The sequence below is a fragment of the Halococcus salsus genome, from assembly GCF_009900715.1.
Lineage (GTDB): Archaea > Halobacteriota > Halobacteria > Halobacteriales > Halococcaceae > Halococcus > Halococcus salsus.
In genome coordinates, this window is the sequence record NZ_JAAAJC010000001.1 from 1057193 (window position 1) to 1069143 (window position 11951).

The 11951-nt window shown below is 67.7% G+C and carries 11 protein-coding genes; 4 read left to right on the forward strand and 7 right to left on the reverse strand.

The features are described from left to right. The first annotated feature begins 24 nt into the window (after positions 1 to 24). Entirely contained in the window at positions 25 to 2100 is a 2076-nt protein-coding gene (nasA, locus tag GT355_RS05530; RefSeq protein WP_192927963.1) for an assimilatory nitrate reductase NasA, read from the forward strand. Between the two features lie 128 nt (positions 2101 to 2228). Here the strand turns inward: nasA (GT355_RS05530) and GT355_RS05535 are convergent, their stop codons facing one another. Genes GT355_RS05535 through GT355_RS05550 form a run of 4 tightly spaced genes read right to left on the reverse strand, consistent with a single transcriptional unit; the run spans position 2229 to position 7749 of the window. Next, complete coding sequence (locus tag GT355_RS05535) at positions 2229 to 3533, reverse strand: MFS transporter (protein ID WP_192927983.1); 1305 nt, start codon at positions 3531 to 3533, stop codon at positions 2229 to 2231. Positions 3534 to 3544: 11 nt separating this feature from the next. Next, positions 3545 to 5686, reverse strand: coding sequence for an assimilatory nitrate reductase NasA (gene nasA, locus GT355_RS05540; RefSeq protein ID WP_192927964.1), 2142 nt, complete (start codon positions 5684 to 5686; stop codon positions 3545 to 3547). Position 5687: 1 nt separating this feature from the next. Further along, the gene (locus GT355_RS05545) at positions 5688 to 5981 is read right to left on the reverse strand and encodes a DUF6360 family protein (RefSeq protein ID WP_160133689.1); all 294 of its coding nucleotides are present in this window, start codon (positions 5979 to 5981) and stop codon (positions 5688 to 5690) included. 1 nt (position 5982) lies between these two features. Next, a complete protein-coding gene (locus tag GT355_RS05550; protein ID WP_160133690.1) occupies positions 5983 to 7749 on the reverse strand; it encodes a nitrite/sulfite reductase in 1767 nt (588 codons plus the stop codon). A gap of 268 nt (positions 7750 to 8017) precedes the next feature. Here GT355_RS05550 and GT355_RS05555 point away from each other — a divergent pair, with 268 nt between their 5' ends. Then, positions 8018 to 8317: a DUF6684 family protein gene (locus GT355_RS05555; protein WP_160133691.1), complete on the forward strand. Its 300-nt coding sequence runs from the start codon at positions 8018 to 8020 to the stop codon at positions 8315 to 8317. Here GT355_RS05555 and GT355_RS05560 read toward each other — a convergent pair whose 3' ends face one another. Then, complete coding sequence (locus tag GT355_RS05560) at positions 8318 to 8539, reverse strand: hypothetical protein (RefSeq protein ID WP_120071162.1); 222 nt, start codon at positions 8537 to 8539, stop codon at positions 8318 to 8320. A 109-nt stretch (positions 8540 to 8648) separates the two neighbouring features. Here GT355_RS05560 and GT355_RS05565 point away from each other — a divergent pair, with 109 nt between their 5' ends. Then, entirely contained in the window at positions 8649 to 9506 is an 858-nt protein-coding gene (locus GT355_RS05565) for a cytochrome c oxidase subunit 3 (RefSeq protein WP_160133692.1), read from the forward strand. A gap of 448 nt (positions 9507 to 9954) precedes the next feature. Here the strand turns inward: GT355_RS05565 and coxB are convergent, their stop codons facing one another. Further along, a complete protein-coding gene (gene coxB / locus GT355_RS05570; protein ID WP_160133693.1) occupies positions 9955 to 10770 on the reverse strand; it encodes a cytochrome c oxidase subunit II in 816 nt (271 codons plus the stop codon). 110 nt (positions 10771 to 10880) lie between these two features. On the opposite strand from coxB, the gene GT355_RS05575 reads away from it, so the two are divergent. Then, on the forward strand, positions 10881 to 11414 hold the full coding sequence (locus GT355_RS05575) for a DUF6789 family protein (protein ID WP_160133694.1): 534 nt from the start codon (positions 10881 to 10883) through the stop codon (positions 11412 to 11414). Between the two features lie 15 nt (positions 11415 to 11429). Here the strand turns inward: GT355_RS05575 and GT355_RS05580 are convergent, their stop codons facing one another. Further along, positions 11430 to 11951, reverse strand: a complete 522-nt coding sequence (locus GT355_RS05580) for a hypothetical protein (RefSeq protein ID WP_160133695.1) — start codon at positions 11949 to 11951, stop codon at positions 11430 to 11432.

Consider the following 11951-nt stretch of genomic DNA (forward strand, 5'->3'; position numbering starts at 1 on the left):
GACACGACGTGAGGGATGTGTGCCATGAGCCAACCCGTCTCGACGACCTGTATGCGGTGTGCGGTCGGCTGTGGGTTCGTCCAGCGTGGTGTCGCGTCCGGTCGGGGTCTCGACACCGTCCGCGGCGACGTCACCCACCCGGTCAACGGCGGTGCCGTCTGTCATCGCGGTACCAGCGAGACGCAGGCCCCGTGTGGCGATCGGCTGACTCATCCCCTCGTCAGGGACGGCGACGAACTGGTCCCGACGTCGTGGGACATGGCGCTCGACCGGGTGGGAAACGAGTTCGAGCGGATCCTGTCGATCGACTCGAACCGACTCGCCGTCCTCGGCAGCGGGCAGCAGACGAACGAGGCGGCGTACGCGCTGGGAAAGCTGGCCCGTGGGGGGTTCGGGACGAGAAATTACGACGCGAACACGACCCTGTGTATGGCGAGCGCCGTCGTCGCTTACCGCAACGCGTTCGGGAGCGACGCGCCGCCGTGTTCGTACGACGACATCCCCGAGGCGGAGACCCACCTCGTGTGGGGCGCGAACCCCGCCGTCGCTCATCCCGTGCTGTTCGATTGGATCCACGGCAGTGCGACCCGACCCGGCAGCGAGCTGGTGGTCGTGGATCCGGTGGAGACGGCGACGGCCGAGCGTGCCGATACCCACGTGAGCCCCGCGCCGGGTGGCGACCTCGCGCTCGCCCGCGCCGTCCTCGCCCAGGTCGTCGACACCGATCGGATCGACGCGCCGTTCATCGAGCGGGCGACCACGCGGTTCGGAAAGCTCGTTCGCGACCTCCCCGACCCGGCGACCGCCGCTGCGGAGGCCGGCGTCACCCTCGACGCGGTCGAGACCATCGCCGCCGCCCTCACGCAGCGGACCCTGCTCTACTGGGGGATGGGCGTCAACCAGAGCGTCCAGGGGACCGAGACGGCGGGTGCGCTGATCGACCTCTGTCTCGCGACCGGGAACCTCAGACCGGGGAGCGGGCCGTTCTCGCTCGCCGGGCAGGCCAACTCCCTCGGCGCACGTACGTTCTCCTCGAAGGGAACCTGGCCGGGCCACCGTGACTTCACCGACCCCGACGAGCGCAACGCCGTCGCCGACCACTGGGGGATACCCGTCGAACGCTTGCCGGACACCACGGGCCCCGGTCCCGTGGGGATCGTCGAGGCGGCCGGCACGGACGTCGACGCCCTCTGGACGGTCGCGTCGAACCCCGTCACGGCGCTGCCCGACAAACACGCCGTCCGCGAGCGATTCGAGGACGTCTTTCTGGTGGTGCAGGACGCCTTCCGCAACGAGACGACCGAGTTCGCGGACGTGGTGTTACCCGCGGCGACGTGGGGCGAGGTCGAGGGAACCACGACGAACATGGACCGCCGGATCTCCCGTGTCCGCGCCGCGACCGATCCCCCGAGCGGGGTCCCGACCGACCTCGAGATCATCACGGCGCTCGGCGAGCGCCTCGCGCCGGGGCTGTTCGAGGCCACCACGCCATCGGCGGTGTTCGACGAGTGCGTCGGTCTGACGGCGGGAACGACCGCCGACTGCTCGGGCATCAGTTACGACCGCCTCGACCGGGAGCGGGCAGTGCGCTGGCCCGCCCCCGATCCGGACTCGGCGGGCGGCTACCGCTACTGCCGCGAGACCGAGGACGGAACCGAGTGGCGGTTCCCGATGCCGACCGGTCGGGCGCGGTTCTCGTGGGGGGTCGTCGGTGACCCCGCCGAACCACCGACCGAGACGTACCCGCTGACGTTGACGACCGGACGGCGACCGGAGCGTTACAACACGGGGGTCCGCTCGCCGGGATCCGACTCGCCGACGCCGGTCGCTCGCGTCAACCCGGAGACGGCAGCGACGCTCGGCGACGACGATCCGGACCTAGAAGCCGATGTCCGGGTCGAGTCGCGCCGCGGGTCGGTGCTCGCGGCCCTCGACCCGGACCCCGCCGTCCCCGAGGGGCTGGTCTGGCTGCCGGTCCACCATCCCGCCACGAACGAACTCACCATCGCGGCGCTCGACCCCGAGTCGGCGGAGCCGAACTACAAGCAGTGCGCGGTGCGACTCGCGCCGGTCGAGCGGTGGAAACCGAAACCAGCCTGAGCCGAACGATCGGAACGACCGGGACCTGACACTCGTTACTTGTGGACGGATCGGATATCGTCGGCGACCCGTCGAAACCCGCACGCGGACGACCCGTTGGTCGAGAGAAAAAGACGTGTGGCGGCCGGTCAGTCGTCGCTGGTCGGCTGGCCGTCGTCGGTCCGGTCGAGCAAGCCGTCGACGTTCGCGCGACGAGCGATCCGGGGCCGGTAGACCCACGCGTTGATCCCCACGATCGGGACCATCACGACGAGCGCGACGAGCGCGTAGCCGAGGTGGAGGTTCGGCATGAGCGTCGAGGCGTAGACCAGCGGGAAGGCGATCCCCCCGACGGTACCGATCCCGCCGACGACGCCCGAGACCGTCCCCGAGCTGTTCGGGAACATCGCGGGGACCTGCGCGAAGATCGCGCCCTCGGCGAACGCACACGCCGCCCCGACGAGGAAGCCCGCCCCGACCGCGAGCAACAGCACGCCCGAGAGCCCCGCCAGCGTCATCCCGATCATCGTGACGACGATGAGCGCGAGCGAGACGAACGTCCACTGTTCGCGGTAGCGACCCTCGAAGAACGGCAGGATGTCCCGCTCTCGCCGGGCGAGCACGTCGCTGATGTAGCCCCCGAACGGCCGGAGCAGCCCCGCCGCGAGCGAGAACGTCGCCGCGAACGTGCTCGCGAGCACGAGGTCGCTCGTCCCGAAGCCCTCGCGGTAGTAGGTCGCGAGCCAGCCGTTCATCGAGAGTTCGAGCCCGAAGCTCATGAGGTAGCCGAGCGCGAGCACCACGGTGCCGTACCGTGTGGCGGTGTAGATCCACTGTTTGAGGCTGGCGTTGTCGGCGGTGGCCCGACGGCGCTCCTCGCTCGACGCCGCCTCGCCGACCGCGTAGTAGACGACCGCGAGCAGGATCGAGACCACGCCGGTGTAGAAGAAAGCCGCCCGCCAGTTGGTCTCGAACAACGGGCCGCTCCAGTCCGCGCCGAAGATCCGCGGGAGCAGCAGTGCCCCCGCCGCCGCCCCCGCGTTCCCGATCCCGGCGTAGACGCCCTCGGCGGTGCCGAGGCGCTCCTCCTCGAACCACTCCGAGACGTGTTGGATGCCGATCACGAACGTGATCCCCGCGGTGGCGACGATCAGACGGACGACGAAGAAGAGCGCGTAGCTCTGGGCGAACGCGCTGACGATCGAGAAGACGCCGACGTAGCCGAGCACGATCGCGAAGACGACGGGGGCACCGTACTTGTCGGAGAGCCAGCCGGTCAGGATCCGACCGAACGGCGCGAGCCAGATGTTCGCGCTCGCGAGGAGGCCGATCTCGGCGAGCGAGAGCCCGAACTCCTCGGCCATCGGGCCCGTGAACGGCGCGAACGAGAACCAGATCAGAAAGGAGAAGTTGAAGCTCACGGTCGCGAGCAACAACGTCCGCCACTTCGTCATCCTGACGAGGCTCATCTGCTCACCTCGCCATCGCTACCGCGTGGACGTGACACCCCGCCGTCGTGGAGCACCGCGCGGGCGGCACCGGAGTCGGCCCACTGGTCGGCGGCGACGAGGCGGACCGCACACTGCTTGTAGTTGGGTTCGTTCGACTCGGGGTCGGTGGCGGGGATCGTGAGCCGGTTGGTCGCGGGGTGGTGGACCGGCAGCCAGACCATCCCTTCCGGGATCGCCGCGTCGGGAACCGCCGACACCGGGACCGAAGCCCGTCTCGATTCGACGGTCAGCCGGTCGTCACCGGGTTCGGCGAACCGGTCGAGTGTCGTCGGGTTGACGCGCGCGACGGGGTCGCCGGGTTCGTCGACCGAATCGCGGGTTCTGACGCCGGTGTTGTAGGCGTCGGCCTCGCGGGCCGTCGTCAGGGTGAGCGGGTACTCGTCGGTCGTCGGTTCGGGAACCCCTCCACCGAATCCGGTCGAGAAGCGTGCGCGGCCCGTCGCGGTCGGAAATTCCCAGCTACCCGACCCCGAATCGGGGTCGTAGTAGCGGTAGCCACCCGATGAGTCGGGGTCGGGGGCGGGCCAGCGCACCGCCCGCTCGCGCTCCAAGCGCTCGTAACTGATGCCCGAACAGTCGGCGTCGGTTCCCGCCGTGAGCGCGACGAACTCCTCGAAGACTCCTTTCGGGTCGTGTGCGTCGAACAGTCCGGGAACGAGCCGGTCCCCGACGGTCGTGACGATGTCGAGGTCGGTTCTGACTTCCGAGGGTGGCTCGGTCGCGGCGCGGACCCGCGAGACGGTCCGTTCCATGTTCATGGTGGTGCCTTCGGACTCCCCCCACGTCGCCGCCGGCAACACCACGTCGGCGAGGTCGGCCGTCTCGCTGCGGAAGGCGTCCTGCACGACCAGGAAGACGTCGTCGAGGCGGTCCCGGGCGGCCGTCGCGTCGGGGAGCCCCGCGACCGGGTTCGTCGCCACCGCCCAGACCGCCTCGACCGGCCCGTCGTCGATGGCCTCGACGACCCCCACGGGACCGGGACCGGTGTCCGCCGGGAGCCGTTCTTCCGGGATTCCCCACGCGTCCGCGACAGCGGTGCGCTCGTCGGAGTCCGCGAAGTCGCGGTGGCCCGGCCACGTTCCCTTCGACGAACAGACGCGGGTTCCCATCGAGTTGGCTTGGCCGGTGAGCGAGAACGGCCCGCTCCCCGGTCTGAGGTTCCCGGTCGCGAGACAGAGGTCGATCAGCGCCCGCGCGGTCGCCGTCCCGCGGCTGCTCTGGTTGACCCCCATTCCCCAGTAGAGCAACGTCGGGTCGGCGAGCGCCTCAACGAGCGTGTCCACGACGTCCATCGGGACACCAGCGGTCGCGGCCGCCGACTCGGCGACCGGAAGCTCATCACGGAGCGCGTCGAACCTGTCGGTGGCGTTCTCGACGAATTCGCGATCCACGAGGTCGCGGTCAAGGGTACGAGCGAGAACCGCACGCGCGAGCGCGAGGTCGCCGCCCGGTGCGAGGCCGACGTGAGTGTCGGCCCGTTCGGCCGTCTCCGTCTCGATTGGATCCACGACGACGAGCCGGCTTCCCTCTTCGCGGGCGCTCTCCGCGATCCAGCGAAACATGACGGGGTGGGCGACGGCGGGGTTCGCGCCCCACACGAGGTGTGTTTTCGCCTTCGGAACGTCCTCGTAGGTGCAGGGTGGGGCATCACTCCCGAAGGCGTCGTAGTAGGCCGTCACCGCACTCGCCATACACAGGGTCGTGTTCGCATCGTAGAACCTGGTTCCAAAGCCACCACGAGCGAGCTTGCCCAGCGCGTACGCCGCCTCGTTCGTCTGCTGCCCGCTGCCCAGCACCGCGAGACCGTCCGGATCGGTTTCGAGAACGTTCTCGAACGCCGTGGCCACCCGGTCGAGCGCCACGTCCCACGTCGTCGAGACGAGTTCGCCGTCGCGGCGGACCTTGGGCCGGGTCAGCCACTCGCCGCTTGGATTCGCGCTCTCGCGGATGCCGCGCGGGCACGCGAGCCCCTGGTTCACGGGGTGGGCGACGTCGCCCCGGACCGACGCGATACCGTGGCCGAGGTCGACCCCCTCGTGGACGTGCCCACAGCCGACCGCACACCGCATGCACGTCGTCGGGACCGGCTCGCCCATCTCACCCCCTCCTGCTGACCATCGCCTCGCCCCGCTCTGCGGCCGCCGCGGCGGCTTCGAGGTCGGCCGCGAGCGTCCGGGCTTGGTCGGGCGCGAGCGGAATTCGGTCGACGTGGTGCGGGAGCACTTCGGTGCTGCCGTCGAGTTCGAAGCCGAGTTCGACGTGGTCCTCGCCCCGCGGCGATTCGACGTCGAGGACGGCGATCGATTCGCGGGCCCAGCCGTCGCCCTCGGCGCGCGCCGGGAGGTGGTCGAACGTGGTTCGCGAGGTGACGTCGAGGAAGCGCCGATGCATCTCAATCGTCGGCCTCCATCGGCGTGCCGTCGGCGGCGGTCGGGGCCGGCCCCTCGCCGTCGTCGAATGGGTACCACGACTGCTTCGCGTCGGTGAGACACGGGTCCACGTAGTCGGTCTCCTCGGGCTGGGCGAGTTCGGCGATAGTGCCGTCGCCCGTGGACTCGACCCACTCCCGGAAGGTCTGGCCGTCGTCCCGGAGCGCCACGAACCCGTCGAGGAGGTTCTTGATCATCCCCGGTGCCTCGTCGGCCGGCACGCGCTGGTGGACCCAGTCGATGAACGCGGGGTCCGGGCCGATGCCGCCGCCCACGCCGATGTCCATCGCCTCGACCATCTCGCCGTCCTTCCGGGCGCGCATCCCCTGGAGCCCGATGTCGGCGGTCAGCGCCTGCCCGCAGTCGGCGGTACAGCCCGAGAAGTGCATCTTGACCTGGGAGACGTCGTCGGGCATGTCGACGTTCGCCTGGAGCCACCGGAGCGTCGCTGCCATCCGGGCCTTGGTTTCGGTGAGCGCGAGCGAACAGAACTCCGTGCCCGTACACGCCATCGCCCCGCGGGTGAACACGTCGGGGTCCGGCGAGTGGACGTCGAGCAGTGGCTCGGCGAGCAGCTCGTCGAGCTTCGCCTCGGGAACGTCCATCACGAGCGGGTTCTGTCGGCGGGTGAGTCTGACTTCCCCCGAACCGTACTCGTCGGCGAGGTCGGCGAGTTCGAGCGCCTCGTCGGCGGGCACCCGTCCCACGGGCGTGTTCAACCCCACGTAGTACCGCCCGTCGGGCTGTTCGTGGACGCCGACGTGGTCGTGGCGGCCCGCCTCGTCGGACCGACCGGCATTGTAGGTGTACTCCTTTCTGAGGTCCGTCCCGCCGTACGCGAGATCGAAGTCGACCTTCTCGGCCATCGCCTCGCGGATCTTCTCGGTACCCCAGTCGTCGACGAAGAATCTGGACCTGTTTTTGCTCCGGTTTTCACGATTCCCCTCGGCGTGGTAGAGTTCGACGAACGCTCGGACCGCGTCGTAGGCGTGCTCGGGTTCGACGAAGACGTCGAGCGAGCGCGCCCGCCGGGGTTCACGCCCACCGAGGCCGCCACCGACCCGCATGTTGAAGCCTCTGACTGTTTCCCCATCGACCAGCTTTCGTGCGGGTTCGAGCGCCACGCCGTTGATCGAGTCCTGGGCACAGCCCTCGCGACAGCCCGTGACCGAGATGTTGAACTTCCGGGGCATGTTCGCGAGCGCGTTGTCGCCCCGGAGGTCGTTCTGGATCTCGTCGAGCAGCGGCCGCGTCTCGACGTACTCGTGGGCGTCCTTCCCAGCGACCGGACAGCCCGAGACGTTCCGCATGGTGTCCCCGCCGGACGAGCGACTGGAGACACCCACGGCTTCGAGTTTCTCCCATATCTCGGGGATGTCTTCGAGTTTGATCCAGTGGAGCTGGACCGACTGGCGGGTGGTGAGGTCGATCCAGCCGTTGCCGAACTCGGGGTTGTCAACGGGTCCGGTCGCGTACTCCGCGGCGACCTCGGCGATGGCACGGAGTTGGCCGGGTTCGAGGACCCCCCCGCAGTTGGTGAGCCGCATCATGAAGTAGCTCTCCTGGCCCGAGCGGTGGTGGAAGACCCCCCAGAACTTGAACCGCGAGAACCACACCTCGCGTTCGTCCTCGGGGATCGACTCCCAGCCCGATTCGGCGAACTCGATCAGTTTCTCGCGCACCTCGTCGCCGTACAACCCCGCCTTCCAGTCCTCCTTTTTGTGGGTCATTGTAGGATCAGTCCCCCGATACCGGTGATTCTTCACGTATAACGTGTTTCGACACGGTGTTCGTCACGCTTCGACCCAGGGAGGAGTGTATAAATAAATCTGGCCACCAAAATCCCCAATTTATTTCCCGTTCTCGGAGCCATCCGTCCAATACACTATGAATGCGGGATTATTCGGTTTTGTATAAGGTCTTCGTACACAAGTCGAGCGCTCGGGGCCGCCGTCGGTATCTCAACCTACATAACCCCCGAGCGCGTACCGACGTTCAATGGCCGACCGAGTGTTCAACCGGGAGACGCTGCTCGACCTCACGGTCAACTTCATACCGATGGGGATGATCATCTTCTTCTTCGCGCTGTTCATCCTGGCGGACCCCTTCCCGGCCGACGCGATGGCCGTCGGGACCAGCCTCGGCCTGCTCGTGATCCCGTTCGTGGTGCTCGCGATCACCACCTACGTCACGGGTCGGATCATCGCCGAGGCCGACCAGACCGGCCGTTCGGGGACCGCGGCCAAGATCAGCAGCATCGCCACGGGGATGGACCACGAAGCGGACGACGAGGCGTAGTCAGGCCCGTTCGCGCCAGACCAGCCCGCCCCCGGCGACCATCACGAGGAAGCCGACGACCGAGACCGCGAGCGTCGGGACGAACGCGATGGCGTGGATCTCGGCCCACGCGTACACGGCGATACCCACGAGCGCGACGAGGTAGCCGGTGGTGACCGCGGCCAATCCGAAGGCGGTTCTCCAAGAGGGCTCCAGCACCGGCGGGGATTCGGGCGACGACATGAGGAGGTTCGTTTCCCTCCACGGGCACCGGCGTCATTTAGTTTGTGAAGCCGTACCCGTCGACGGCCGCAGGCGGGGTGTTTTTATCGCTCTCGACGCAATCGGGGGCATGGGGACGACGAGCGAGACGGTCGAGGAGACCGGCGAGGACGAAGCCCTGTGGCGTGACTTCCCCACCGGGCACGAGGAAGCGACGTGGTGGCCCGTCGCCTGTACGGTCGGGCTGATCGGTCTCTACTTCGGGGCCGGGCTCTACTTCTTCGGGACCGGCGAGAACGCGCCGATACCGCCGACGATCGGCCCGGCGGTGTTCGCCCTCGGCTCGCTGGGGTTCATCGCCGGGGCGTTCGGCTGGTTCTACCAGGGTTTCCTCGTCGACTTCTGGACCCGGAGCACCGAGGATCGCGAGCCCGGCGCGCTCCGGGGTGCGATGATCCTGTTCATCCTGACCGACATCGCGACGTTCTCGGCGGGGTTCGTCTACTACGCCTTCATCCGGGTCGACCAGTGGCCACCGGGCGAACTCCCCGAACTCCTCACACCGGTGTTGATCGTCAACACGGTCGCGCTGGTGGCGAGCAGTTTCACCCTCCACTACGCCCACCAGGGGCTCGAAGAGGGGAACCGGCGGGGCTTTCTCGGCCTGCTCGGCGTCACGATACTGCTCGGCGTGATCTTCGTCTCGGGCCAGATATACGAGTACTACACCCTGGTCATCCACGAGGGCTTCACCATCACCACCGGGATCTTCGGGAGCGCGTTCTTCGGGCTCACGGGGCTGCACGGACTCCACGTTCTCGCCGGGACGATCTTCCTCGGCATCCTGTTCGCCCGCGGCCTGCTCGGCCAGCTCTCGGACGGGCGGGACACCTCGATGGTGACGATATCGTACTACTGGCACTTCGTCGATATCGTCTGGATCTTCATCATCGCGCTGCTCTACTTCGGAGCCGAGTTCTCGCTTTGACGTCCTCCCCGCGCTGAAGGGCGAGGATTCCCACGGCCGCACCGCAACGCTGGGTTGGGCGTTTCAGATTCGTGGACGGAGATTCGTGCGCCTACAGGAAGTGCCACGCCCCAGTACTCCTCTCGTTCGGGACGCCACACCCGGAGTGACCGTCCAAGGTACTGGTTGTAGTTGCCCGAGCTGTTGTTCGGGTTGCGAGCGGGTGTTCTGTCTGTGCAGGCATTCCACCCGGTGGCTCGTGTGGATGTGATTGTCGTGTAGTTGGATGTGGCGGTGGGTGCTGCTACTGCGTATGACTCACTCCCTCTAGGGTTCGCCTGCAACCCTTCCAAGCGAAACAGAAGCTAGGACTTTCGCATGCACGTCAACAGTAGTTAGTAGCGCAGAAGTTTTGTTCAGTCTCAGCACCGTGACGGTGAGGCGTTAGCGCCTGATTTTCACGTGAAATTCAGACCGGCGGTGCGGCGACCGACCCGGTGACGTTGGTCGCGTTCTCCGCGCTCACCCGTGTCGGGACGTCGGTTCGGTTCTGGTTTGACAACCAGGCCTGGTATCGGTCTTGGCTCACGACCGTGAGGTTGGCGTACATCCGGGAGTGGCCCGCCCCACAGAACTCCGAACAGTAGACCCGGTAGGTGCCCGGTTCGGTGATGTTCGTCCGGATGGTGTTGTACTGGCCGGGGATGGTGTCCATCTTCAGCCCGAGTTCGGGCGCGTGGAAGGCGTGCAACACGTCACGTGACGTCAGGTGGTAGTAGACGTCCGTGTTCGCTGGGACGACCGTGGTGTTGTCGGTCGTGACGTTCTCCTCGGGGTAGACGAAGTCCCACCCCCATTGGTAGGCGATGGTGCGAACGATGACCGCGTCGTCGTCGTTCGCGGGCATGACGGCCCCTTCGAGGTTCTGGTCGCCGCCGAGGGCCTGCTCCTGTTCGGTGAGCGAGGGCGAGATGTACGGGTCCGTGAGGATGTTGTACGACGCGAACCCGACGAACAGCAGGATGATCGCGGTGGCGATCGTCCACGTGATCTCGAGCGAGCGGTTCTCCTTCGTCGGCGATGGGTCGTCGTTGTCCTTGTGTTTCCAGACGGCGTAGAACAGGATCACCTCGACGAGTATCGCGAGCGGCACGGCGACGTAGAGGAGCTGCCGGTTCAGGCTCTCGATCAGGGTCTTGTTGATCGACTGCGCGGCGACCGGCTCGACAGCGATCGTCAGGAACGCCGTCAGCGCCACCCCGGCCGTCGCCTGTCTGCGGTTCATCGAGCTACGATCGGGGGGCCCCGCACAAGTATCTGCTGTCGTCGGCCAGAACCGTCGGCCCGCGGTTCCCCGGGCGAGGGGCTTTTGCTACCCCGGCCGTAATCGCTCGCATGGCCGACACGGGCTCACTCGTCGAAGAGGTTACCGGCGAATCCGAAAGCAAAGCGCGGGGCGACCTCCGACGCATCGTGGTGGGCGGGCTCGTCGGCGGGATCGCCGGCGGGCTCGGTACGCTGGCCTTCTCGGCGGTGCTGGCCCTCGCCCTCTTTCTCGACGCGTTCGACCCCGTCCAGTTCGGCGAGATGGCCGTCATGGCCGGGCTGAGCGACCCGCTCGCGGGTGAGGGCGACCCGGTGCTCGGCTACCTCATCTTCGTCGGCGGCGGGATGACGACGTGGCCGTTCCTGTTCGCGGCGCTCCACGAGTACCTCCCCGGCTGGCGGATGGCGGTCTCCGGGATCACGTTCGCGGCGATCGGCTGGGCGGGCTTCGCGATCGCCTTCTACAGCCCCAACGTGAGCCTCCCGATGTTCCTCGTGTTGACCTTCATCGGGCAGTGTCTCTACGGGCTGGTCATGGGACTGGCCTTCGAGTACGCCGAACCGCGTACCGACATCGCCTTCGTCGGAACGACGTTTCAATAACCGTTCGACCGGGGTCTACCGGCGGCCGCGAAGCCGGTTCACCGCGACCGTCGCCACCGCGAGGAAGAGCAAACCGATCGTCGCACCCGTCGAGGAGTAGGAGGCCTCGGCGGCCGTGATGGTGTCACCGACCACGCCGCCGGTCGGGTTCGCGGGCGCACCGCCCGTGGCGGCCGCCCAGTCGGCATCGCTCACGACGACCTCCTGGTACTCCTCGAAGTGTTCGGTCCCGAGGTCGTCGATGAGGGTATCGAGCTCCGCCCGCGTGTCCGCATCGAGGTCCGGGATCTGGTCGGCGTCGTAGGGGCCGTCCCGCGCCGCGAAGAGCGCGTTGAGACTGAGCTCGCCCCGGCGGTCGACGACCGGGAGGTAGAGGTCGTCGAGCGAGTCGGGCTCCTCGAAGCCCGAGGCCGACACCAGGAACCGGTCGGCGGCGGCCGAGAGGTCGCTCGTGTCGAAGTCTTGTGCGGTCGGGAACACCCAGTCGTTCCTGGTGGTCCCCGTGAATCGTGGTCGGTGGATCGAGTACTCGGTCAT